Here is a 24,584-nt window from a genome sequence, read left to right as displayed (position 1 = left end):
ACCTCCAAGCGGCGGCCTCACCGCCGCCGCATCCGCGCGATGAAAAACCCGTCCATCCCTTCGTGGGTGTGCGGAGAAATCTCAATATAACCCCGGGCCGTCTGCTCCTCTCCCAGTCCGGCCGGCAAGAACGGCCGCAAGTCTTCCAGTGAAAAGTCGGGGTGATGGGCCAGAAAGGCCTGCACCTGACCAAGGTTCTCCTCGTAGGTGATCGTACAGGTGCTGTAGACCAGCACCCCTCCCGCCCGGACACACTGGGCCGCCCCGGCTAAGATCCCCTCCTGCAGCCGGACCAAACCGGTAATCTGGCCCGGTTCCTTGCGCCACCGGGCGTCGGGTCGGCGGCGGAGCACACCCAGACCGGAGCACGGGGCGTCCACCAGCACGAAGTCGGCCCAACCCTCGAACTCACCCGGGAGATCGCGGGCGTCCAAAAGCCCGGTCTCCACATTATCGATGCCCAGCCGGCGGCAGTTGTCGACCACCAGCTTCAATTTATGCCGGTGTATGTCCAGGGCCTTGATTGCGCCCTGGTTTCCCATCAATTGGGCAAGATGGGTGGTCTTTCCTCCCGGTGCGCTGCAAACATCCAGTGTACGGGCGCCCGGTGCCGGGCTGACGGCGTGGGCGGCCAGCATGGAACTTTCATCCTGAATCTGAAACAATCCCTCCTGGAAAGACGCCAGCGCGCGCATAGACACAAAACCGCCGATTTCCAGTCCTTCCGGCGCAAAGCGTGTCTTGCGCACGGTTAAACCCTCCTCTTCCAGCCGCACCGTCAGGGTATCCCGGTCCAAACGCAGAGTATTGACGCGGACGGTGTTGGGAGGAATGGTGTTGTTAGCCCGGCACAGGGCAATGGTTTCCGCCGGGCCCAACTCGGTCAGCCAGCGTTTCACCAGCCAGATCGGGTGGAAATACTTCAGGCTGATGTGGGTGACCAGGTCGGCTTCCGGATCCGGAAATTGAAGCTTGTCCTTGTGGCGAGCCACATTGCGCAGCACCCCGTTTACGAAACGGGCCGTACCCGGGGTGCCGAATTTTTTGGCCAGTTCCACGGCCTCGAAGCAGGCGGCACCGGTCGGCACCTTGTCCATGTAGAAAATCTGGTAGGCCCCCAGACGCAGGATGTTACGGTTCCAAACCGTCTGATCTCCCAGGGGCTGCTGCACATAGCGGGATATTATCCAGTCCAGGGTGTTCAAGGTGCGTAGCGTTCCATAGGCCAACTCAGTGGCAAAGGCCCGGTCCAGTTTTGAGGGATGGTATTCTTCCAGAGCCCGGTTAAGGGCGAGGTTGGCGTAGGCACCGTCGGCCTCCACCGCCTTTAGAACGTGCAACGCGATCTCTCTTGCCGATACTTCCGCCATCAGATCCCCTCAACAGTATTAATCATTGGCTCCGGATTGGAGCCCACCCGAATGCTTTACCCGGCGGCAGGGGGCAACCGCGCAGGAAATCCTCAGCCCTGATGCGCCGGCGCCCGGCCGGTTGAACCTCAAGCAGGCGCACCGCACCGGCTCCCGTGCCCACGACCAGACCGTGCACCGGGTCGGCCCGCAACACTTGCCCCGGCCGCCCTCCGTCCCGGTCCCCGGCAATCTCGGCCCGCCACACCTTGAGCACCCGTCCGTCCAGGATGGTATGGGCGCCGGGCCAAGGGTCGAGGCCGCGGACCTGGTTTTTGATCTGCTCCGCGGGCCGAGTCCAGTCGATGACCTCGTGCTCCCGCCGGAGCGGCGGCGCATAGGTCGCCCTGGTCTCGTCCTGCGGCCGGGGAACCAGCTCCCCCGCCGTCATCCGGTCCAGGGTCCGCACCAAAAGAGACGCTCCCAGTTCGGCCAGCCGGTCGTGAACCACGCCGGCATTGTCGTCCGGACCGATTACTGTTTTTTCCTGCAGGAGAATGTCACCGGTATCCAGTCCCTCGTCCATCAGCATCGTGGTCACCCCGGTTTCCGGTTCGCCGTTCATCACCGCCCATTGGACCGGCGCAGCACCCCGGAAGCGAGGGAGCAGCGAGGCATGCACATTCACACAGCCCAGCCGCGGGATTTCCAGGACCACCCGGGGCAGAATCCGGCCGAAGGCCACCACCACGATGAAGTCGGGATCAAGTTCCCGAATCAGGTCTACGAACACTTGGTCGCGGATTCTCGCGGGTTGCAGGATCTCGAGCCCCTGCTTCAGGGCGTACGCCTTCACCGGACCGGGAGTGAGCTTGTTTCCCCGGCCCCGCGGCCGGTCAGGCTGAGTTACCACCCGCAACACCCGGAACTCCGATTCCACCAGGGCCCGGAGTGAAGGCACGGCGAAATCCGGCGTGCCCATGAACACTAAGGCCGGCTTCCCGAAGCTGTTCATTCCTTTCTCTTGTAAACCGTCGCCGCCCGGTCCAGAAACACGATCCCGTCCAAGTGGTCGATTTCGTGCTGGAAGGCCCGGGCGGTAAACCCCTCAACGAGGTACGCCACCGATTTGCCCTCCAGGTTATACCCCCGTACGGTCATGGACACCCGGCGTTCCACCTCCCCCCAGACTCCCGGAACGCTCAGGCAGCCCTCCTCGGCCGTTTCCTTGTCGCCCTCGAGCTTCACGATTTCCGGATTGATGAGGATGATCGGGTTCTTTTCCGGATCCTCAACCACGATCATCCGCTTGGATACCCCGATCTGGGGGGCGGCCAATCCCACACCCCCGCTTATGCGCATCGTATCCACCAGGTTCACTGCCAGGCGCTCAATCTGCGGAGTGATCTTCTGGATTTCGCGGGCCTTTTCTCTAAGGATCGGATCCGGGTACTGGACTATCTGGAATACCGCCAAGATACCACTCCTAGGAGACCAGAATTCAGAATTCAGAAGCCGCTAAAAGAGGCTCTGGGGGTCGATGTCAATCGTCACCAGCACCTTGCTTCCTTCCACGGCCTCAAATCTATCCAGCGTCTCCGCCAACAGCGTACGCAGTTCCTTGCGTTTGGGCGCCTTCAAAATCAGGTGCCGGCGGTAATAATCCTTGATCTTGGACACGGGCGGCGGCGCCGGCCCCATCATCTCAATCCGCGCTTCGGCGTCGGGTGCCAAAAGCTCCCGAAACCGTAGCGCCGCCTGTTCCACCTGAGACTCCAGGCGCCCCCGGAAAAGCACCCGGGCCAGCGTTGAAAAGGGCGGGTAGCCCATTGCCCGGCGCAAGGCCATTTCCCGGATGAAGAACAGTTCGTAGTTCTGGTCCGCCGCCGCTTCAATACTGTAATGGCCGGGCCGGTAAGTCTGCACGACCACCTCGCCCGGTACCGAACCCCGGCCCGCCCTTCCCGCTACCTGGGTGATCAGTTGGAAGGTGCGTTCGGCGGACAGGTAGTCCGGCAAAAGCAGGGTGGTGTCGGCATTCACCACCCCGACCAGCGTAACTCCGGGCAGGTCCAGACCTTTGGCGATCATCTGCGTACCGATCAGGATGTCCGCCTGTCCCTCGCGAAAGCTATCCAGCAGCCGGTCATGGCTCCGCTTTGCGGTCACGGTGTCCCCGTCCAGGCGTACCACCCGCGCTCCCGGGAAAAGCCGTCGTGTTTCCTCCTCCACTCTCTGGGTGCCTGCGCCGAACCGGCTCAGGCGCTTTTTGCCACAGAACGGGCAGGCTGCAGGCATCTGCCTCCGGTAACCACAGTAATGGCAGTGCAAAGACTCGTCCCGGTGATAAGTCAGGCTGATTGCACAGTGCGCACAAGACAGAGCCTCGCCGCAGGCCCGGCACAGCACGATGGTCGCCAAGCCGCGCCGGTTCAGGAACAGGAGCACCTGCTGCCCCTGAACGAGTTTCTCCCTTATTCTGCCCGCCAAATAGCGGCTGAAGACGTGCCGGTTTCCAGCCTGAAGTTCCTCTCGCAGATCGACCACCCGGACCTGCGGCAGGGACCGTCCGTCCACCCGGCTGGTAAGTTTCAAGAGCTGGTGCTGTTGGCCGGTCAAGGCCCCGGCATAGGTGCGCAACGCCGGAGTCGCCGAGCCGAGCACCACCACCGCCTTCGAAAGGGCAGCCCGCGCCCTGACCACATCCCCGGTAAGGTAACGGGGTGCCTCTTCCTGTTTGTATCCGGGCTCGTGCTCCTCGTCAAGCACAAACAGACCGATGTTCTGCAACGGGGCAAAGACCGCCGACCGGGCTCCGACCACTATGGATGCCTCCCCACGGAAGATCCGGTTCCACTCGTCGTAACGTTCACCGGCCCCCAGCCGGGAGTGCAGGACGGCCACGAGGTCACCGAAACGGGCTTTGAACTGGTAAATTAATTGGGTGGCCAGGGTGATTTCCGGCACCAGGACCAGGACCTGCCGGCCCCGCACCAGCGCCGAAGCGGCCGCCCGCAGGTAAACCTCGGTTTTCCCGCTGCCGGTCACGCCGTGCAGCAAAAAGACCTCCTTGCGTTGGGTCTGAAAAGCCTTTTCAATTGTCTCCAGCGCCTGCAGCTGTTCGCGGTTCAACCGTGGCAGCTCGGTCACGGTCCGGCTGACCGGATAGGGGTCCCTGGTCACCGAACGCCGCGAGGTGGTCAAAACACCCTTGTCGAGCATCCGGGCCACGACCCCCGGAGTAGCGCCGGACAGAGCGGCCGCCTGCGCCCGCGTCAGGCCGGGATGTTCCCGGACCGTGCGCAACACCTGCCGCTGCTTGGGCGACAGTCTCTCCTGGTCGGCCGGACCACCGCCCGGAGCAGGATATACGCCATCCTCGTAACGCGGCCCCGCCCCGCGGGCTGGAGCGGCGATACACTGGAGGGCTTGGGCCGTGGTGCAAAGATACCGCTCCGCCATCCAACGGGCCAGGGCATAGAGCTCATACGTGAAAGCCGGGTGCGCATCCAAGACTTCCAGAATGTCTTTCACCTGTTCCACGGCCGTGTGGGAACGAAAGCCCACCACATAACCGGCCAACCGGCGCCGCCCGAACGGGACCAGCACCCGCGAGCCCAGGCAGAGCTCGGTCCTAAACCTCTCCGGCACCGCGTAGTGATAAACCTGATCCACCCGGGACAGCGGCAGGTCGACCACTATTTCGGCGTAGGCCCGTTCAGGCATGGCCCCTGCCCCCCCTGATTGTCAATACCCGGTCCAGCAGGTGCCAGGCCACCTCGTACTTGTCCAGTTCCGGCAGTTGTTCCGAGCGTCCGTCCGGATACGCGAAGACCACCTGGTTGGTGGGCGTAAAAAACCCCGACCCCGGTTGGGTCACATTATTCCCGACCATCAAGTCGGCCCCTTTCCGGAGTGCTTTTTCCAGAGCCGCCGGCCGGGGATCGCCCGTTTCCGCCGCAAAGCCGACCACTACCTGCCCCGGGTTTCTGCCCCGGGCCGCAACGTGGGTGAGGATATCCTCGTTCGGCTTAAGAGTCAGGGTCAGGACCCCGTCCCCTTTCTTGAGCTTGTGCAAAGAAGCCTCAGGCCGGTAGTCGGCCACCGCCGCCGCCATCACCAGCACGTCGCTGGCGGGGAAGTGCTCTTTCACCGCCACCGACATCTGGGCAGCCGTGGTCACCGCCACCAGTTCCACCCCGTCCGGAACGGGGAGATTGCTTGGGCCGCTGACCAGCACCACCGCGGCGCCGCGGTCCCGTGCCGCGCGGGCCACCGCATAACCCATCCGGCCTGAACTCCGGTTGGTTAGATAGCGCACCGGATCCAAGGCCTCATGGGTCGGTCCGGCCGTCACCAGCACGCGCAAACCCGCAAAATCGTTCTGCCCGCGTAAGAGCCCGGTGATGCGCTCCAGGATCAACTCAGGCGCGGCCAGACGCCCCCGACCCTCGTCACCGCAGGCCATTCGGCCGCTCTCCGGCCCGCAGAAACTGTAGCCCACCGCTTTAAGGGTCCCGATATTCTTCTGGACGATCGGGTTGTCAAACATGGCCGGGTTCATTGCCGGGCAAAACAACACCGGGCCGCGGAAGGCCAGGATCAACGTGCTCAGAAGGTCGTCGGCCACTCCGGAAGCGGCTTTGCCGATGACGTTGGCTGTGGCTGGTGCGACCACCAAGAGGTGTGCGGTGCGCGCGAGATCCAGGTGAACCAACGGTCCGCCCCGCCCGCCGAACATGCCGGTGTAAACCGGACGACCCGTAAGAGCCTCCAGCGTTAAGGGCGAGATGAATTCGCGGGCCGCCCGGGTCATTACCACGTGCGTTTGAGCCCCGTGTCCGACCAGTCGGCCCGCGATATCGGCCGCTTTATAAGCGGCGATGCTTCCCGTGATCCCCAGGATCACTTGTTTCCCGGCCAGCAAGAAACTGCCCCCCAGACCGCACCCCGGTTCTCAATTAGAAAAGGACTTACTTGGGCCCCTGCCTAAGGGCCTTGAAACGCACCTTGTTGTTCGCGATCTCCTCCAGAGCTTGTGTAACGGGCTTGGTGGCGGGACCGAGCAACCCCTGCTGGTTCTGTTCGGTTAGGACGCGGGCCCGCTTCGCCGCAGCCACCACCAGCGTGTAACGACTGTCCGCCTTCTTGATTAGTTCGTCCAGCGAAGGTTCGTTCAGCAATCGGTAACCACTCTCCTCATAGTACAAGAAAGGAATCTCCCGCCACCATCCTTCAATAGTTATCCACAAAAGGCGTTCAGATCTGATTCTTTGTCCAATTTCTGGTTCTGCAACACTCTCCTAGGCCCGTAAAATACACGGGCCGGCACTTTTCGGCGACCATTATCGCTTCAATCTTGCAAACCGCCTCTTCGACCCGGTCGTTCACGACTACATAGTCGTACTTGGCAACCGCCTGCAGTTCATTCCGCGCCCAGTCCAGCCGCCTGGCGATCTGCTCATCGGAGTCCTTCGCCCGTCCGCGCAGCCGGCGCTCGAGTTCCGCCAGGGACGGCGGCCATACAAAGATCGAAACCGCCTCGGGCGCCCTTTCCTTGACCTGCAAGGCCCCTTGAACGTCGATTTCCAGGATCACGTCGCGGCCCAGCTCAAGCATTTGGGCCACCGGCCCGCGCGGTGTCCCGTAAAAGTCCCCGTATACCTCGGCCCACTCCAGGAGTTCGTCCCGGGCGATCATTTCCCGGAAACGCTCCGGTTTGGTGAAGTAATAGTGCACTTGATCGACCTCGCCAACCCGCGGGGACCGGGTCGTAGCCGAGATGGAAAGACTGATCCGGTCGTTCCGGCGGCAAAGCACCGCACAGATGGTGCCCTTGCCTACCCCCGAAGGGCCGGAAATAACGACCAGGAGTCCCTGCACTCCTCCCGTGCCCCCTAATCCTTGCCGTTGTCACCGTGATGGTGATGCTGGGCCTGCTCCATTTTGCTTACCAGCCTGTGCGCCACCGTTTCGGGTTGGACGGCGGAAAGGATCACGTGGTCACTGTCGGTGATGATCACCGCACGCGTTCTCCGGCCGTACGTGGCGTCGATCAACATTCCCCGGTCCCTGGCCTCCGTAATCATCCGCTTGATCGGCGCGGATTCCGGGCTCACGATGGCCACGATGCGGTTGGCGGACACGATGTTGCCGAACCCGATGTTGATCAATCTGATATCCAAGAGTAAACCCCCCTTGTTCTACTCAATATTTTGAATCTGCTCGCGCGCCTTTTCCAGTTCGCTCTTAAAATCAACAACCAGGCCCGCGATAAACTCGTCCTGTGCCTTGGAGCCGACGGTGTTGACCTCCCGGATTATCTCCTGCATCAAAAAATCCAGTTTGCGTCCCACCGCCTCATCGGCCTGCAACATACCCCGCAATTGGATCAGATGGCTGCCCAAACGCACCAGTTCCTCGGAAACATCCGCCCGCTCGGCAAAGAAGGCCACTTCCTGAGCCAAACGCGCCGGGTCGACAATTGGTTCCCCCATCAACTCCTCGATCCGCCGGTGCAATCGCACTTGATAGTTCTGAACCATACCGGGAACGCGGACGGAAATGGCCTCAACCAGAGTCGTCAACCGATTCGCCCTTCCAGCCAGGTCATCCCGCAAAACCGCACCCTCGGTCTCCCGCATGGCGACCAGCCCGCGGCAGGCTTTCAGCAGCGCCTCCTCAACGGCAGGCCACCACTCCTCGGGGTTTGGGCCGGACTCGTCCACCATCAGGATCCCCGGTTGGGACAGCACGTGCTCCACCCTAATCGCGTCAGACAAACCAAGATGGCCCCTGATTTCGCTTATTGCCTTATAATAAGCCACGGCCAGTGTCTTGTCAACTTTTACCGTATTGCCTAGCAGTCTCTCACCCTCTTCCACCAAGCAGTAAACATCAACCCGGCCCCTGTGTACGTACTCCTGCACACACTTTCGAAAACGGTCCTCCAAAACGGCCATGTACCGGGGCAGCCTCAGGACCACCTCCCGGTAACGGTGATTCACCGCCTTGATCTCCACCGTAAAACGCCTTTCCAGGTACTGGGCCTCGCCGCGCCCGTATCCGGTCATGCTTCGCAGCAAATCTACACCACCTGAGCATATTCTTGGCTCCAGATACCTCAAATGTTTTCTACCCGGCGAGCGCCCCCAAAAACCCGCTCAGCCGATCCATGCCCTCACGGATCGTCTCCATGTCCGTGGCGTAGGAAAGCCGGATATAGTTATCGTTTCCAAAGCCGATTCCCGGCACCACCGCCAACTGCACCTCGTCCAGGAGCAGAGCGGCCAACCCGGTGGCGTCGGTGACCGGCCGCCCGCGATAGGATCTGCCCCAGAAGGCCCGTACGTCCGGAAACAGGTAGAAGGCACCGCCCGGACGAAAACAGGACACCCCCGGCACCGCCTGGAGCTTTTCCAGCATGCAGGTCCGACGGGCGGCGAATTCGGCCACCATGCGGGCGGTAGGTTCCTGAGTCCCGTTCAGCGCGGCGATCGCCGCGGCCTGGGAGACCGAAGCGGCGTTTGACGTGCTGTGCCCTTGAAGACTGGTCATCCCGCAGGCCACCGCCTGCGGCATCGCCGCGTAACCCAGGCGCCAACCGGTCATGGCGTAAGCCTTGGACACCCCGTTGATGAGCACGGTCCGCTCCTTGATCTCCGGGCCGAGGGCGGCGATGCTCACGTGCTCGTGGCCGTCGTAAACCAGCTTTTCGTAAATCTCGTCCGAAATGACGGTCAGGCCGGCCCTCAGGACCACCGGGACCAGAGCCTCCAGTTCGGCCCGGCTGTAGACCGCCCCGGTGGGGTTGGACGGGCTGTTCAGGACCAGCACTTTGCTCCTCGGAGTGATCGCGGCCGCCAATTCCCCGGGCGTGAGCTTAAAACCATTCTCGGCCCGGGTGGTCACCAGACGCACTTGCGCCTCCGCCAGCCGGACCTGTTCCAGGTAGCTTACCCAGTACGGGGACGGCAGGATCACCTCGTCCCCCGCCTGGCACAAAACCTGAAAGGCGTTGTAGAGGGAGTGTTTGGCCCCCACAGAGACCACGATCTGGTCCACTCCGTAGTCAAGCCCGTTGTCACGCCAGAGCTTCTCCTGAATGGCTTTCTTCAGGGCCGGCATCCCGGCCACCGCCGTGTACCTGGTCAACCCCTGTTCGATCGCCTGCCGCGCGGCCTCCCGGATGTGCTCCGGGGTGTCGAAATCCGGCTCGCCGGCGCCGAAGTTGAGTACGTTTATACCCGCGGCCAGCATTTCCTTGGCCCGGGCGTCAATCGTCAGCGTCGGCGACGGATTTATCCGCCGGGCCCGTTCCGCCAGCTCCATACCGAGTCTCATCCCCTTCCTCCATCAACGCATGCTCAAAACGTGACGTCCTCAGTCCTCCTCCATCAACGCATGCTCAGAACGTGACCCGCCCCAGGCAGCCGCGCAGCCGCTCCATCGCCTCCACAACCCGAGGAGCCGGCAGCGTCAGCGAAATCCGGAAGTAGCCTTCTCCGTAGGCACCGTAGCCGGTGCCGGGAGTAATCACCACTCCCGCTTTCTCCAAAATCATCTCGGCGAACGACGCCGCGTCGTGCCCGGCCGGTACCGGCGCCCAAATGTAGAAGGTCGCCCGGGGCTTCGGCAATTGCCAGCCCAAGCTGTTCAGGGTATCCACCACCAGATCGCGCCGTTCCCGGTAGATCTCGCCCAGGGACTGTACCCCGTCCTGCGGCCCGGAGAGCGCCGCGATGGCCGCGTATTGCACCACCTGGAACACTCCCGAGTCCAGGTTGGACTTCAGCCGGCCAAGGGCTTCAACAGCATCGGCGTTCCCCACCGCCCATCCGGCCCGCCAACCGGTCATGTTGTAGGTCTTGGAGACCGAGTGAAATTCGATCCCCACCTCCCGTGCCCCCGGGACTTCCAGGAAGCTGGGCGGCCGGTAACCATCGAAGGCGATTTCCGAGTAGGCCGCGTCGTGGCAGACCAGGAGGCCGTATTCGCGGGCGAAGTCCACCACGCGGGCGAAGAACTCCTTCGAGGCGACCGCCCCGGTGGGGTTGTTCGGGTAGTTGATGAACAATACCTTGGCCCGGCGCGCGGTCTCCGAAGGGATTGCCGCCAGGTCGGGCAAAAACTCGTTTTCGGCGGTCAGCGGCAACGGGTAGGGTTCCCCGCCGGCCAGGATGGTGCCCCCGGCGTACACCGGATAGCCCGGATCGGGCACCAGCACGACGTCCCCCGGATCGACGAAACACCACGGCAGGTGCGCGATGCCCTCCTTGGAACCGATCAGGGACACGACTTCCCGCTGGGGATCGAGTTCCACCCCGAAGCGGCGCGCGTACCAGTCCGCCACCGCCCGCCGGTAAGCGGGCAGGCCGGCCGAACTGGGGTACTGGTGGTTCGCCGGGTTCTGCAGTTCTTTCTCCGCGGCCTGGATAATGTACCCGGGAGTCGGCATATCCGGGTCACCGATTCCGAGGCTGATCACGTCCGCTCCCTGGGCCTTTTTGTCGGCGATCAACCGTTCGATCCGGGCGAATAGATAGGGCGGCAGGTTCTGAATCCGCCTGGCTTCCGCAAACGGCACCAAAGACTCCTCCTTATCTCAAAATCGCCTGAAATCATTTTCAAAAAACCAGCAGCCGGGGGAACCGAAATGACCCAAACAATAGCGCTTTGACCAACCAAGAAACTAAAAGTTTGACCCCAGTTTTCCGGTGAAGACTTCCTCGGCCGGACCGGACATGTACACCGGCCCCGTATTGTCCGGCCATTCAATCAGCAGCACGCCCCCGGGCAGGCGCACATTCACTCTGCGGGCGGTCTTACCGTTCAATACCCCGGCCACCACCACCGCGCAGGCTCCGGTGCCGCAGGCCGGCGTCGGCCCGGCCCCCCGCTCCCAGACCCGCACCGCCACTTCCCCGGGACCCAACACCTCAACGAATTCTACGTTGGTCCGCGCCGGAAATGCCGGGTGGGCCTCCAGCAGCGGGCCGTATTTTCGAAACCCGGCGTCGTCCAGGTCCGCGCCGAACACCACGCAGTGCGGGTTGCCCATGGAGACGGCCGTCACCGCAAACGACCGGTCCCCGGCGTCCAGCACCTCACCGGCCACCGGCCCCGCCGGGCCCCGCATGGGGATCTCGGCCCGGTCCAGCCGCGGCCGGCCCATATCCACCCGCACCGTTTCCCGGCCGCCGTCAGACAGGATTTCCGGCCGGATGGGTCCGGCCAGGGTCTCCACTGCAAGCCGCCTTTTGGTGGTCAGACCGCGCCGGTGAGCGTAAAGAGCCACGCAGCGGATGGCGTTGCCGCACATCTCGGGCTCGCTGCCGTCCGGGTTGAACACCCGCATCAAAAAGTCCGCCGCTGCAGAAGGCAAAACCAACACCAGCCCGTCCGCGCCCACCCCGAGCCGCCGGTCGCAAACCCGCCGTGCCAGCGCCCCCGGGTCGTCCGGAAGGGATTGGTCAAACCCGTTCACCACCACAAAATCATTGCCCAGACCGTGCATTTTCGTAAATTCCATCCCGCGCCCCCTTATGCGGTGATAATCTCCAGCACCAGTTCCGCGCTTTTGATCAGGTCTTCGATCACAATAAACTCTCCGGTGGTGTGTACCCTTTGCATGCCGCAGGAAAGGTTAACCGTGGATACGCCCAGCCCGTTCAGGATATTGGCGTCACTCCCGCCGCCGGTCTGCTCCAGACGGGGTTCCAGCCCCAGCCGGGCCGCGGCCCGCCGGGCGGCCTGCACCACCGGTTCTTCCGGCAACAGCCGGAATGACGGGTACACCAGCTCCACCTCAATATCCGCCCGCCCCCCTACGCTTTCCGCCCCCTCGGCGAGCAGGCGGCAAATTTCGGCGGTCAGAGCGGCCCGTTTGGCGTCGTCAAGGCTGCGGGTTTCCCCCTCGACATGCACCACTTCCGGGACGATGTTCGTGGCCTGCCCGCCCCTGATCACCCCGATATTCGCCGTGGTCTCGGAGTCGATCCGCCCCAGCCTCATCGACGAGATACCACGGGCGGCCGCCTGAATGGCGTTGATGCCGGCTTCCGGGTCAATCCCGGCGTGAGCCGCCCGCCCCCGGACAGAAGCCGTGATCCGGTCCTGAGACGGAGCCTCGATGACAATTTTCCCAGGTGGGCCGTCACTGTCCAGCACGTACCCGAATTCGGCGGTCACCAGCTCCCGGTCCAGGTGCTTGGCGCCGACCAGCCCCTGTTCCTCGGCGACGGTAAACAAAAACTCTAGCGGCGGCGCCGGCAATCCACGTTCCTCAAGCACCCGTACGGCCTCCAGCAAGGCCGCGATTCCCGCCTTGTCATCGGCGGCCAGGATGGTCTGGCCGTCACTGTACACCGTGCCGTTTCTCACCTGGGGTTTTACCCGGCAGCCCGGTTCAACCGTATCCATGTGCGCACAGAAAAGAATGGCGGGCCCTTCCCGGGTGCCCACCCTGCGGACGTACAGATTGCCCGCCTGCCCGTTGACCTGCTCGGCGGCCCGGTCCTCGAACACGCGGCACCCCAGCCCCTCAAACTTGGTCCGGAGATAATCGGCCACTTCCCGTTCCCGGTAGGAGGGGCTGTCGATCTGCACCAACTCCAGGAAGGTGTCCAGGCAGCGTTCCCGGTTAACCACCGGCCAGTCTCTCCTCGGCCGGCCCGCCCTTTATTGCCGCCCCCAGGGCCGCTCCCTGCTCAAGGGCCCTCTGGTTGGCCGGAATCAGTTTGTGCCGGTGTACGGGCAGGACTTCTTTGAGCGCCGCCACCGCCGCCGCTACGCTGATCACGCCCGACAGTCCGATGTAGGCGCCCAGAACCACGTTGGCCGCCACCCGGACGCTGCCGATTCTTTCAGCCACCCGGTTGGCGTCCACGCCCAGCGCCAAGACCCCCGGCCGCGGGCGGTAGTCTTTGACCAGTGAACTGTTATACAGAATCACGCCCCCCGGCCCCACTGCGGAGCCGTACTTTTCAAGAGAAGGGCCGTTCATCGCGATCAGGACGTTGGGCTCCGTGACCAGGGGAGAACTGATCTCGGCATCGGAAAGCGTGACCCCGCAGTTGGCCGTACCGCCCCGCATTTCCGGACCGTACGAGGGGATCCAGGCCACGTGCAAACCCTCCCGCATTCCGGCGCAAGCCAGGAGCTGGCCCGTGGACAGGATGCCCTGCCCCCCGAAACCGGCAATCAAGACTTCTTCGAGCAACTTAAACCGCCTCCTCTTCCGCCGGTTTCCGAAACTCGCCCAACGGGAAAACCGGGAGCATCTTTTCCTCCAACCAGCCCAGGGCCTCCAGGGGACTCAAACCCCAGTTGGTCGGGCAGGTCGACAGCACCTCCACCATGGTGAATCCCAAGCCCCTGAGCTGGAATTCAAATGCTTTCCGGATGGCCCGCCCGGCCTGGATGACGTGCCGCGGGTTGTGCACCGATACCCGGGCGACATACACCGCCCGGTCAATTGTGCTTAAAAGTTCCGACACCTTGATGGGCTCACCGGTCTCTTCCGCGTCCCGCCCATACGGGGTGGTGGTGGTTTTTTGCCCCACCAGGGTGGTCGGCGCCATCTGGCCCCCGGTCATGCCGTAGATGGCGTTGTTCACAAAAATCGTGGTGAACTTCTCGCCGCGGGCGGCCGCGTGGACGGTCTCCGCCATTCCGATGGCCGCCAGGTCGCCGTCTCCCTGGTAGGTGAACACCACCCGGTCGGGGTGCACCCGCTTGACACCGGTGGCCACCGCCGGGGCGCGGCCGTGGGCCGCCTGGATCATGTCGCAGTTGAAGTATTCGTACGCGAACACGGCGCAGCCCACGGGGCCGACGCCGATGGTTCGGGTCCGCACGCCCAGCTGGTCGATGGCCTGGGCCACCAGCCGGTGGATGATCCCGTGCGTACACCCCGGACAGTAGTGCATGGGTTTATCCGTTAGGGCCTGCGGCCGTTCGAAGATCTTCTTCACCGCCGCTCACCTCCCTTATCCGCCTGACTTCATTCCAAACCTCCCGTACCGTGGGCACCGTTCCGCCGGGCCGTCCGTAAAAGTGCACGGGCTTTTGCCCGTTAACCGCCAGCCGCACATCCTCCACCATCTGACCGAGATTCATCTCCACCACCAGGAAGCTCTCCGTCCTAGCCGCGGCCCGGCTGACGGTCTCGTCCGGAAACGGCCACAGGGTGATGGGCCTGATCAACCCAACCCGCAAGCCCCCGGCGCGGGCCCGGTCCACCACCGCCTTGGCGACGCGGGCCACGGTGCCGAAGGCCACCAGGACCAGTTCGGCATCGTCCACCCGGTATTCCTCCACGCGCTGTTCCCGGCGCCGGATTTCCATTTGCACCTGCTCCAGTTCCCGGTTAAAGCGTTCGTTATCCTCGGGTACAATATGCAGCGAGCTGATGATGTTCCGCTCCGGCCGGTCTCCCTGCCCGGTGACGGCCCAGGGTTTTGAGGGGGATACCAAGGGGGATACCAAGGGGGACTGTCCCCTTTGGGCCCCAAGGGGACTGTCCCCTTCAGAGGGACTGTCCCCTTCCGGCACCGTGACCGGTTCCATCATCTGGCCCAGCACCCCGTCCCCCAGCACAAGGACCGGGCTGCGGTAGGTATCGGCCAGTTCGAAGGCCAGTTCCATAAGTTCAATGATCTCCGGAACCGAAGACGGAGCCAGCACGATCAGGCGGTAGTCGCCATGCCCCCCGCCTTTGACCGCCTGCAGGTAGTCTCCCTGGGCGGGAGCGATGTTCCCCAGTCCCGGCCCGCCCCGCATCACGTTGACGATCACGCACGGCAGGCGGGCGCCGGCGAGATAGGAAAGACCCTCCTGCATCAGGCTCATGCCGGGGCTCGACGACGAAGTCACCACCCGCGCCCCGGCCGCCGCCGCCCCGAAAACCATGTTGACCGCCGCCACCTCGCTCTCAACCTGCAGGAAAACCCCGCCGGCCTCAGGCAGGCGCCGGGCCAGGAAATGCACAATTTCCGACTGCGGGGTGATCGGGTAGGCGAAGGTGTAACGGCAGCCCGCCCGGAGCGCGCCCTCGCCGAAAGCTTCGTTCCCCCTCATGAGTACCTTAGAAGGCAATTGACGCCCTCCTCGCCGGTGGTCTCTGTACCTTGGAAACCTCGATCACCAGGTCGGGGCACATCCAGGCGCACACCGCGCAACCGGTGCACTGCGCCCCGTTGTTGACCATCGCCGGGTGGAAGCCCAAGGAATTGAAATTGCTCCCCAGGACCACGATTTTCTTGGGACAAAACAGCACACACAGGCCGCAGCCTTTGCACCGCTCCTCCCGGAAAGTGACAATGCCCAAACTAATCCATCCCCCTCCGGTTCTATTCCCAAGGCGGCCGCATGAAAAGATTAAGCGGCAGAACCGGCGTCTCGGGATCAAGAGCCCGCACGTCTTTGGCGAGCTCCGCGCGCACCCCGGTGAAAGCCAGAGGGACTTGGCGCTCCCGCACCACCCGCTCCAGCATCCGGCGCCCCGCCATCACGGTCGCCGCTTCCGTTTCCAATCCCAGATTAGTGTTATTCACCAGGTAATTGATACGTACCCGGGCCGCGTGCTCGACCCGGTCCACCATCCGGTGAATGTCGGTTACGGTTGCTTTTAGCCGGCAGGTATTGACGACAAAAAAAACAGCATACTGTCCCGCCGGCAAATAGGGCCGGAAGCGGCCCAATACCCGAGCGCCGATATCGTCGCCCCCCACATCGAAGACTCCCCGCAGGTCATCGCGCACCAGCACGGCGGAAATCGCCGGGGGCAGGGCCGGCACGTCGGCCGGCGACACTTCATCAGGAGGGCACACCACGTTCACCCCGCGGGCGGCCAGTTCCGCTTTCACACGGCGCACGCGGTAGTACGGGTTGATCACGTCCAGGTCCGCCAGCGTGACCGGACTCTTTTCCGCCAGTACCAGGGCGGTGTTGACGGCTAGTTCGGTCTTGCCGCTTCCCAGGGGACCCACAAAGATGTTGACCCGCTTGTCCGGGTAGAAATATCGGCCCACGATTCTAACCATTCGCTACTTTTTGGGGAATTCCTCCCGTTTGCGGCCCAACCGGTCCACAAAATCCAGAACCCGGTTGCGGGCGATAAGTTGGGTCAGGGAGTAACGCTCGGTAAGGAGGTGCAGTCCGATCAAGAACCCCAGCACGCCGAGCTTTGCGGGCCAGGCCAGCACCCAGGCCGCGGTCAGGCCCAGCGTCACCCCCAGGACGTTGGCGCCCGCGTCCCCCATCATCCCCCTGGCCTTGAGATCGGTGGGCAAATAGGCGGCCAGCGCGCCGGCGACCACCGCCGGAAATACCAAGAACGGGCTCCCCCAAGCGACCGCCGAAAGCAGGCCGCCGCCCAAGAAAAACCCCTTGCCGGCCCGCCCGGGCCGCAGGTCAAGCAGGTTAAGGGCGTTGGCTGCCAACGCGATCACCAGGGCGTTCAAAAGGACCTCGGCTCCACCCCTTGGGGTGGTAACCCAGCTGACCAGGAAAGCGATCGCCAAACCCCCGATCGCTTTCAGGGCGCCTGTGGTGCAGTCCCCACGCAAAAGCAGCCGCAAATGCCCGCGCAGGCCGGTCGTCCGGCGTGTTCCGTACAGGTCGTCAACCAGCCCGAGAAAGGTCATGCCCCCGGTGACCATGACGAAGGCGGGAACCAGCGCCTGATACGCGCCGCCGGGGTGCGCGTTCAAAGCACCCAGCAGCAGTGCGGACGGCACGATGAAAAACGCCACGCCCACACTCACGGGTATGCGGTCCCCGCGGTAGTTGTACCCGATGTGCCCCGCGGCGACAATAATCCTGATCAGCAAGGGGATAAAGAGGGCGGCCGTCGCCAGCCCCAACGCGAAGAAAACGAGGACTTCCAATCAGTTCACCTTGCCATCCGCTTTCGGTGCCGGATACGGCGGCGTACGAGAGTCGCCAGGATGTCCCGGAACTGGCGGCCCCGGTGCACAAAACCCCGCCAGTCCCTCCCGGTCTCCCGGTGGCGCATTTCAACCGGAACCTCCATTAGCCGGTAACCCCGTACGGCCGCGTCGATGGTCATCCCCACCTCGACGCCGTAGCCCCCGGCCAGGGGCAGCAATTGGGAAAGCAACTCCCGCCGCACCGCCCGCTGCCCGGAGATCGGGCTCTCCATTTCCAGCCCGGTGAAGTGGCGGATTCCCCTCCGGGCCAGACCCTTGACCAGGCCGAACCCGCCGCGGCGCCGCGCGGCCGGAAAGCGGGCGATCGTCAGGTCGGCCCGGTCCTCCAGGACCGGCAGGATCAGCTTTTGGGCTTCGGCCGCGCTCTCCCCGAGATCGGCGTCCAGGAGCACGATCACCTGACCGCCGGCGGCCTTGATTCCGGCGGTCAACGCCGCGCCCTTGCCGCGGTTCACCGGCAGCGAAACCACCCGCGCTCCGGCCTCCCGCGCCCGGGCGGCGGTGTCGTCCGTGGAACAGTCATCGACGACAATCACCTCCCAGACCCCCGGCAGGTTCAGGACCGTCGACACCGTCCGGGCAACCGCCCGGCTCTCGTTGAAGGCGGGGATGACTATACTCACCATGGCCGCAGACAACCCGACCACCCCTAGTTCAGCGGCGGGATAAACCGTTGCGCCGTGTCCTTGACCCCGTAGTGACCGTCCTGTCCGGCCAGTACCCGGACCAGCGTGAACTGGCCGGGAACGGCGTCCACATTGTCGACCGTGCAGCTCAGTTTGGCCTGGTATTCCTTCATATACGATACCGGGGCCCCGCGCGTCTCCACGCCGCATACCCGAAGGCCGTAGCTCTGAAACCGCTCAATCATGGTCATGTCCAGCCACCGGACCGCGTCGTCCGCGGGGTCCTTCCCGCCCCCGATGAGCACCACGGCGTGAAACGGACGCCCGTACTCACCGTCAATACTGACCAGCCTTTCGTTAACCAGGTACTCCACCACCGGTGACAGACCCTCCACCAAGGAGCGGGCCATTTCATCGGCCACCAGGCTTTGCAGCTCGTTTTTCGGCACCTGCCGCCACTCGCCCAGGGCCAGCAAGTGCTGCTCGTGGTCAGCGAGTTCCAGACCGCCGGGGATGGTGGTCACCGAGACCACTTCCGCCCCCGCCGCTTTCAAGAGGTTTTGCAGCTCGGTCTCCACCGGGTAGGCGGCCGTCTGCACCAGGGCGATCCGGCGGCCTTCCAGTTGCCCGGCCACCAAACGGGGCAGGCTCTCCCGCAGAAACTGCTTCTGGAGTTCCATCTCCGCTTCGATCGCGAGTACTTGGGCCCGCACGGCCTGATTCTCCTCACGGAGTTCTTGCAGGTGGTTCTCCAGCCGCTCGGCGATTTGTTCCTGCTGCTTTTCCAGGGTGTCCACGCTCAATATGGTACTGCCCACCAGGATACCGAGCCCCAGGGCCAGGAAAACAGCCACCAGCGAAGCGATATGGTAACGCAGGTCAATAATCATCTAATCTTCCCTCAAATCCCTAAGAATACCCTTAACTGGATGTACAGCAGCTGGAGCAGTTCGCGGGTGGCCGGAGCCATGACCAGCACCGCCGCCAACGGCACGGAAGCCGCCAATACAATCATGGCCACGTGCTTCGGGCGCAACCGCCTGCGATAGAGCTGCGAGACCCCCCGAGCGTCGATCAACCGGGACCCGACCTTCAGCCGGACCAGAAAGGTGCTGGCCATTCCTTTACGTCCTTTTTCGAGGAAGTCAAAGAGGTTGGAATGGGTCCCCACCGCTACGATCAGCTCGGCTCCTTTTTCATAGGCCAGCAGCATGGCGATATCCTCAGACGTTCCGGGAGCCGCAAAAACTTTGGCCTTCAGGCCCAGCCGCCTCACCCGCTGCAGTCCCGGGGCCCGCCCGCTCGGATAGGCGTGCACGACGATCTCCCGGGCGGCGGTCAAAGTCCGGTCCTCCACGCTGTCCATGTCCCCGATGACGATGTCGGGGGTAAGGCCGAATTCGCGCAGGACATCGGCGCCGCCGTCGACCCCGATCAGGACCGGGCGGACCTCCATAATATACGAGTGGATCGTGCGCAAGTCCTCACGGTAGTTGTCTCCACGGACCACGACCAACGCGTGCCGGCCCTTTATGCGGGCCGAAACCTCAGGAATTTCGATCTGATCTCCGGTCAGCAGGCTTACCTCGCGGCGCGCATAGGTCAGCGTATTTTCCACAAAGCGCTCCAGCACTTCGTCCAGGCGCCCGCGGGTGGCCTCAAGCTCCGTGTCGATGATATCCGGGGTCATGACCCGGCCCCGGGCCGCCATCCGGCCGTCATAGTAGACGGTGTCGTTGACGATTTCGAGCAGTGAACCCTCCGGCACCCGGTCGATAAACTCCGCGCCCACGGTGTCCAGCAGGTGGATACCCGCCTCGACAATAATCATCGGCCCGCTGTTCGGATACTCATTGCTGACCGAGGAACTGCAGTTGATCACGGCCCTGGGACGCGAAGCGACCAATGCTTCAGCCGCCAATTTGTCAATGCCCTCGTGGTCAATTACGGCAATATCGTGGGGCTGCAGGCGCTTGACCAGGTTTTTGGTGCGGCGGTCGACACGGGCTCGTCCCCTGATTACGGTCATAGAACCAAGACCTGCCTCTAAGCCAATCATCCCAAGTATAGTATACCGGCCTGGACTTGGGCAAGCCGTCCCAGTGCCAACAAAAAACCTGGCGTTTTACCACCAGGTTTGTATGCTGTATCAGGCACGATTCCTAGCTGACTTTACTTTCAATACGCAGCTTATCCGCGATCATGGCAATAAATTCCGAATTGGTGGGTTTGCCTCGCTCCAGATTAATGGTATAACCGAAGAACTTGTTCATCATCTCCACGTTGCCCCGGTCCCAGGCCAGCTCGATGGCGTGACGGATGGCCCGTTCCACCCGGCTCGCCGTCGTATTGTACTTTTGGGCGATCATCGGGTAAAGCTCTTTGGTCACCGCGCCCAAAAGGCTGATTTCGTCAATCACCATCAAAATCGCGTCCCGCAAATAGTGGTAGCCCTTGATGTGGGCCGGCACCCCCATCTCGTGGATGATGTTGGTGACCGCCACGTCCATATTCTTCTCTTTCACGACGGCCACGTAAGGCATCACGGTTACGCCGTTCGCCAACTGGCGGATGCGGGTGGCCAAGACCGAAAAATCAAAGGGCTTGAGGATGAAGTAGTCCGCCCCCAGTTCCACTGCCCGCTGGGTCACGTTTTGTTGCCCGAAAGCGGTCAACATGACGATCTTAGGACGGTGGCCACTGTTGCTCGAGGCCAATCTTTCCAGCACCCCGATGCCGTCGAGGTGCGGCATGATGATGTCCAGCACCACAACGTCCGGTTTTCCTTGGTCGATTCGGTCAACGGCCTCCAGACCGTTATGAGCAATCCCGAGCAGTTCGAAGTCGTCCTGCTGCTGGATGAAATCCTTGAGGGTTTCGCAAAACTCACGGTTGTCATCCGCAATCAAGATTCTAATGCTCTCTCTAGGCATGTACCAGCCCGCCTCCCAACTACTTATTTTTTTCCAGTAAATAACTTTTCGACGGCAGGCAAAAATATCCTTCTGCTCTAAAAAGTTTTTGTAAGGTGTTCCTTCAATAGAAATGACCCAAAATTGCGCTTTTGACGCAATTTGGGTCTTCATTACGAGTCATTATCCGGCCTTACGCCACTGGACGGATACTCCGCTATCCGGTTTCTTCAACAGGCCGGACTCCCGGAGCATCCACTCCACAGGCACTCCGTAACCCCGGGAGGGATTATTGATAAACACATGGGTTACCGCGCCGACCAACCGGCCGTTTTGAATGATCGGACTGCCGCTCATCCCCTGGATGATGCCGCCGGAACGTTCCAAAAGCCGTTCATCGTCGATCCTGATTACCAGGCCCTTTCCATTACCGCCGCTTTCCGGCCGCACTTCCTCGATCATCAAGTTGAACCGTTCAATCTGCCGGTCGTGAAGCACCGTCAGCATTTCGGCCGGACCCGGTCTAACGTGATGCAAGAGCGCCACGGGGATCGGTTCCCGGAAATACGGGTTGTACGTCTTTCCTTCCAGGATGCCGAAAATCCCGTAAGTGGTGTTTTGGTCAATGGAGCCGGTGAAAGACCCTTCTCCCGCAAAAGCCCCCAGTTTCTCGCCCGGCCGGCCGCGCATCCCCGGGTGTACCCCGCGGATTTCAGCTTCCACGACGCGGCCGTCGGTCAATTCCAGGCGTTCGGCTGAACGGCCGTCGGTGATCATGTGCCCGAGGGCCCCGTAGGCACCGGTCGCCGGCTCATAAAAAGTCAGGGTGCCGACTCCGGCGGCGTGGTCGCGGACCATCAGCCCCACCCGGTATCGGCCGGTCCGTTCGCAGTAACCCGGAGTCACTCCCACCAAGAACTCCACGCCGTTGCGCTTCAGGCGCACGGTCAGTTTCCGGCCTTTTCCGCCCACTTCATTCACGATCTCCCGGACGTCGGCCTCGCATTGCACCTCCCGGCCGTTAATGGACAGGATCACGTCCCCCTCCCGGATGCCTGATTGGTAAGCCGGGCTGTATTCCCGCTCACTGTTTTCAAGGGGCGCCGCACCGATTACCCTCACGCCCCGCGAATGAAGCAGCACGCCGATCGACTGGCCGCCCGGCACCACCTTCACTTCAGGCACTGCGCTCACGGTTAAATGCCGCAGGGGAACCAATCCGAATAGTTTCAGGCTCAAGCGGTACTCACCGGCCTCCCCGATAACCGGTGAACCGCCGGCGTCAGGCATCCGGACCGCTTCCGGACGGTCTGACTCCCAGTACAGAACTGATTTTAATGATCCGGGCACCTGAAGGGATGGAGCGATCGGCTCCCCCACCAGTACGTTCTGGTAGACGGGCAAGCCGAAAAAACTACGTGAAAAAGGAGTAAAACAACCGAAAATGAGCAGAATAGCAAAAAAAACAAAGCCGACCTGGGAAATTCTCTTTCTGATGGGCCCAGACACTCCGATTCCCCCTCTCTTGGACTCAGAGTGCCCGGGTCAAAACGCAATTATATCAGGAAAATGTGGTCACACCGGCTGAATGCCGGCTGAATGGGAATTGGCAATTAATATCGTGGCTGGATACCGGAAAGCAGGTTTTTGAATTCCTTTTCTTCAATAATCATAACCCCGAGTTTTACGGCTTTGTCGTATTTCCGGCCGGGGTTTTTGCCCAGGACCACGTAGTCGGTCTGGCGGCTGACACCTTCTACCACCCGGCCGCCGAACTCCTCGATGCGGGCGGCGGCTTGCGCCCGGGAGAACTCTTCCAGGGTGCCCGTGAGAACGAAGGACTTCCCCGCCAGCGGCCGGGGATGAGCGGCGGCCGGGTGGGCGGCCACCGTATTCACGCCGGCCTGCACCAGCTTAGCCACCACCCGGCGGTTGGAGTCCCGGGCAAAAAAGCTCAACACACTGTCTGCAATCTTCGGCCCGATTTCGGGCACCGCCTCCAGTTCCTCCCGGCCGGCCGCCATCAGGCCGGACAGCGAGCCGAAACGCTCGGCCAGCAGCCGTGCGGCCCTTTCACCGACGTGCCTGATACCGAGCGCCTGAATGAGCCGGGCCAGGGAGTTGCGCTTGCTGTTCTGAATCGCCTTGAGCAGATTGTCGGCCGACTTCGGCCCCATCCTTTCCAAGCCGATCAGTTCTGCGCGGGACAGGGCATAGAGGTCGGCCGGATCCCCTACCAGGCGGCGCTCAGTCAACTGCTGGATCACAGCCGGTCCCAGGCCGCTGATGTCCATGGCGTTTCGCGACACAAAATGCAGCAGGTTTCGCTCGAGCCGGGCGGGGCAGGCCACGTTGGTGCAGTAGATTCCGACTTCACCTTCCGGACGGACCAGGAGCGAATCGCACTCCGGGCACCTGCGCGGCATGGCGAAGGGGGGTCGTGAGCCGGTGCGTTTTTCGGGTTTCGAAGAGAGGATCTCGGGGATGATGTCTCCGGCCTTGTGCACCAATACTACGTCCCCGATCCGGATGTCCTTTTCGCGGATGAGGTCTTCGTTGTGCAGGGCGGCCCGGCTGACCGTCGTTCCGGCCAACGGCACGGGCGCCAACACGGCGGTCGGCGTGAGGACTCCGGTGCGCCCGACCCGGATAATGATGTCCTCCACGGTCGTCTGGGCCTGTTCGGGCGGGTACTTGAAGGCAGAAGCCCAGCGGGGGCTCTTAAGAGTCGCGCCCAGGCGTTTTTGCTGGTCAAGCCGGTCAACCTTCAGCACCAGGCCGTCGATCACGTAGGGCAGTTCAAACCGCGTCTCCCGCCAGTGCACCAGGTGCCGTTCGACGTCTTTCAGGGTTCGGAAGGTGCGGGTGTGCGGGTTGACCCGGAAACCCTGCGCGGTGAGCCAGGCCAGGACTTCGGTGTGCCGGGCGAAAGCCACACCGTCCGCGTACCCGACCCCGTAGAGCCAGATGTCAAGTTTTCGCTCTCGCGTAATCCCGGGGTCGAGCTGGCGCAAGCTGCCGGCCGCCGCATTTCGCGGGTTCGCGAACAGGGGCCGCCCGGCCTCCTCCCGGCGCTCGTTCAGGCGGGCGAACGCTTCCTTGGGCATGTACACCTCGCCCCGCACCTCGATCACGTCCGGGGGTTCGGGATGGCGCAGGCGCAGGGGGATGGACCGGATGGCCCGCAAATTGGCGGTGATCTCCTCACCGGTCACTCCGTCGCCCCGGGTCGCCCCCCGGACCAGGCGGCCGCCTTCGTAGGTCAGGGAAACGGCGACGCCGTCAAATTTGAGCTCGACCACGTACTCGACGTCCTCGCCGGCCAGGCCGGCGCGCACCCGCCGGTCGAAGTCGGCGAGGTCCGCCGCGTCGAAGGCGTTGGCGAGGCTCAACATCGGCACCCGGTGCCGGACGGTCGCAAACCCCTCGCGCACCCTACCGCCCACCCGCTGTGTCGGGGAGTCGGGCGCCGCCAGTTCGGGATGGGCCGTCTCCAGCTCCACCAACTCGCGCACCAAGCGGTCGTACTCCGCGTCCTCGATCACGGGGTCGTCCAGGACGTAGTACCGGTGGTCGTGGAATTCAATCGCGCGGCGAAGCTCTTCAACCCGCTCCCGGGCGTCCTCCGGTTTCATTAATAAGCCCCCGCTTTCAGGATCAAACCCTTGAGGCTCAACCAGGATTCTGCTCAAACAGCAATCTCTAGACCAGCAGTTGAGCGACCCAGCAAATCAAAAGCGCCAC

General features: G+C 62.8%; 25 protein-coding genes. All 25 read right to left on the bottom strand.

Features of this window, described 5'->3' with window-relative positions:
- Positions 1 to 17 precede the first annotated feature (17 nt).
- Entirely contained in the window at positions 18 to 1,370 is a 1,353-nt protein-coding gene (gene rsmB, locus AB1402_06175; GenBank protein ID MEW6541183.1) for a 16S rRNA (cytosine(967)-C(5))-methyltransferase RsmB, read from the bottom strand.
- Between the two features lie 22 nt (positions 1,371 to 1,392).
- Positions 1,393 to 2,364: a methionyl-tRNA formyltransferase gene (gene fmt, locus AB1402_06170; protein MEW6541182.1), complete on the bottom strand. Its 972-nt coding sequence runs from the start codon at positions 2,362 to 2,364 to the stop codon at positions 1,393 to 1,395.
- Positions 2,361 to 2,825 (bottom strand): peptide deformylase, encoded by a 465-nt coding sequence (gene def / locus AB1402_06165; GenBank protein MEW6541181.1) that lies wholly within the window; start codon positions 2,823 to 2,825, stop codon positions 2,361 to 2,363. Before def ends, fmt begins: the two co-directional genes overlap by 4 nt.
- Before the next feature lie 42 nt (positions 2,826 to 2,867).
- On the bottom strand, positions 2,868 to 5,075 hold the full coding sequence (priA, locus tag AB1402_06160) for a primosomal protein N' (GenBank protein ID MEW6541180.1): 2,208 nt from the start codon (positions 5,073 to 5,075) through the stop codon (positions 2,868 to 2,870).
- The gene (gene coaBC / locus AB1402_06155) at positions 5,068 to 6,276 is read right to left on the bottom strand and encodes a bifunctional phosphopantothenoylcysteine decarboxylase/phosphopantothenate--cysteine ligase CoaBC (GenBank protein MEW6541179.1); all 1,209 of its coding nucleotides are present in this window, start codon (positions 6,274 to 6,276) and stop codon (positions 5,068 to 5,070) included. Before coaBC ends, priA begins: the two co-directional genes overlap by 8 nt.
- A gap of 46 nt (positions 6,277 to 6,322) precedes the next feature.
- Entirely contained in the window at positions 6,323 to 6,532 is a 210-nt protein-coding gene (gene rpoZ, locus AB1402_06150) for a DNA-directed RNA polymerase subunit omega (protein ID MEW6541178.1), read from the bottom strand.
- Between the two features lie 76 nt (positions 6,533 to 6,608).
- Positions 6,609 to 7,232: a guanylate kinase gene (gene gmk, locus AB1402_06145; GenBank protein MEW6541177.1), complete on the bottom strand. Its 624-nt coding sequence runs from the start codon at positions 7,230 to 7,232 to the stop codon at positions 6,609 to 6,611.
- A 14-nt stretch (positions 7,233 to 7,246) separates the two neighbouring features.
- A complete protein-coding gene (remA, locus tag AB1402_06140; GenBank protein MEW6541176.1) occupies positions 7,247 to 7,534 on the bottom strand; it encodes an extracellular matrix/biofilm regulator RemA in 288 nt (95 codons plus the stop codon).
- Positions 7,535 to 7,552: 18 nt separating this feature from the next.
- Positions 7,553 to 8,434 (bottom strand): YicC/YloC family endoribonuclease, encoded by an 882-nt coding sequence (locus tag AB1402_06135; GenBank protein MEW6541175.1) that lies wholly within the window; start codon positions 8,432 to 8,434, stop codon positions 7,553 to 7,555.
- Positions 8,435 to 8,483: 49 nt separating this feature from the next.
- Positions 8,484 to 9,680 (bottom strand): pyridoxal phosphate-dependent aminotransferase, encoded by a 1,197-nt coding sequence (locus AB1402_06130; protein MEW6541174.1) that lies wholly within the window; start codon positions 9,678 to 9,680, stop codon positions 8,484 to 8,486.
- 76 nt (positions 9,681 to 9,756) lie between these two features.
- Complete coding sequence (locus AB1402_06125; GenBank protein MEW6541173.1) at positions 9,757 to 10,935, bottom strand: LL-diaminopimelate aminotransferase; 1,179 nt, start codon at positions 10,933 to 10,935, stop codon at positions 9,757 to 9,759.
- A 105-nt stretch (positions 10,936 to 11,040) separates the two neighbouring features.
- A complete protein-coding gene (gene dapF / locus AB1402_06120; GenBank protein ID MEW6541172.1) occupies positions 11,041 to 11,880 on the bottom strand; it encodes a diaminopimelate epimerase in 840 nt (279 codons plus the stop codon).
- 11 nt (positions 11,881 to 11,891) lie between these two features.
- Entirely contained in the window at positions 11,892 to 12,998 is a 1,107-nt protein-coding gene (locus tag AB1402_06115; GenBank protein MEW6541171.1) for a M20/M25/M40 family metallo-hydrolase, read from the bottom strand.
- The gene (locus AB1402_06110; protein ID MEW6541170.1) at positions 12,991 to 13,569 is read right to left on the bottom strand and encodes a 2-oxoacid:acceptor oxidoreductase family protein; all 579 of its coding nucleotides are present in this window, start codon (positions 13,567 to 13,569) and stop codon (positions 12,991 to 12,993) included. The genes AB1402_06115 and AB1402_06110 overlap by 8 nt, the downstream gene beginning before the upstream one ends.
- A gap of 1 nt (position 13,570) precedes the next feature.
- Positions 13,571 to 14,323, bottom strand: coding sequence for a thiamine pyrophosphate-dependent enzyme (locus tag AB1402_06105; GenBank protein ID MEW6541169.1), 753 nt, complete (start codon positions 14,321 to 14,323; stop codon positions 13,571 to 13,573).
- Positions 14,283 to 15,428, bottom strand: coding sequence for a 3-methyl-2-oxobutanoate dehydrogenase subunit VorB (locus tag AB1402_06100; GenBank protein MEW6541168.1), 1,146 nt, complete (start codon positions 15,426 to 15,428; stop codon positions 14,283 to 14,285). The genes AB1402_06105 and AB1402_06100 overlap by 41 nt, the downstream gene beginning before the upstream one ends.
- 7 nt (positions 15,429 to 15,435) lie before the next feature.
- Positions 15,436 to 15,678, bottom strand: coding sequence for a 4Fe-4S dicluster domain-containing protein (locus AB1402_06095; protein MEW6541167.1), 243 nt, complete (start codon positions 15,676 to 15,678; stop codon positions 15,436 to 15,438).
- 22 nt (positions 15,679 to 15,700) lie between these two features.
- Positions 15,701 to 16,393 (bottom strand): hypothetical protein, encoded by a 693-nt coding sequence (locus AB1402_06090; GenBank protein MEW6541166.1) that lies wholly within the window; start codon positions 16,391 to 16,393, stop codon positions 15,701 to 15,703.
- A 3-nt stretch (positions 16,394 to 16,396) separates the two neighbouring features.
- Complete coding sequence (locus AB1402_06085) at positions 16,397 to 17,239, bottom strand: hypothetical protein (GenBank protein ID MEW6541165.1); 843 nt, start codon at positions 17,237 to 17,239, stop codon at positions 16,397 to 16,399.
- 5 nt (positions 17,240 to 17,244) lie between these two features.
- A complete protein-coding gene (locus AB1402_06080) occupies positions 17,245 to 17,949 on the bottom strand; it encodes a glycosyltransferase family 2 protein (protein ID MEW6541164.1) in 705 nt (234 codons plus the stop codon).
- Positions 17,950 to 17,951: 2 nt separating this feature from the next.
- On the bottom strand, positions 17,952 to 18,818 hold the full coding sequence (locus AB1402_06075; protein ID MEW6541163.1) for a copper transporter: 867 nt from the start codon (positions 18,816 to 18,818) through the stop codon (positions 17,952 to 17,954).
- A gap of 11 nt (positions 18,819 to 18,829) precedes the next feature.
- Positions 18,830 to 19,957 carry a putative cytokinetic ring protein SteA gene (gene steA, locus AB1402_06070; protein ID MEW6541162.1) on the bottom strand — a complete coding sequence of 376 codons (1,128 nt, stop codon included), beginning with the start codon at positions 19,955 to 19,957 and terminating at the stop codon, positions 18,830 to 18,832.
- 133 nt (positions 19,958 to 20,090) lie between these two features.
- Complete coding sequence (gene spo0A, locus AB1402_06065) at positions 20,091 to 20,861, bottom strand: sporulation transcription factor Spo0A (protein MEW6541161.1); 771 nt, start codon at positions 20,859 to 20,861, stop codon at positions 20,091 to 20,093.
- A gap of 162 nt (positions 20,862 to 21,023) precedes the next feature.
- A complete protein-coding gene (spoIVB, locus tag AB1402_06060; protein ID MEW6541160.1) occupies positions 21,024 to 22,130 on the bottom strand; it encodes a SpoIVB peptidase in 1,107 nt (368 codons plus the stop codon).
- A 323-nt stretch (positions 22,131 to 22,453) separates the two neighbouring features.
- Entirely contained in the window at positions 22,454 to 24,475 is a 2,022-nt protein-coding gene (gene ligA / locus AB1402_06055) for an NAD-dependent DNA ligase LigA (protein MEW6541159.1), read from the bottom strand.
- Positions 24,476 to 24,584: the final 109 nt, after the last annotated feature.

Source organism: Bacillota bacterium (assembly GCA_040757205.1).
GTDB lineage: Bacteria > Bacillota > Desulfotomaculia > Desulfotomaculales > Desulforudaceae > Desulforudis.
Note: the sequence above shows the minus strand (reverse complement) of the source record. Positions and strands in the feature narration are given on the sequence as shown.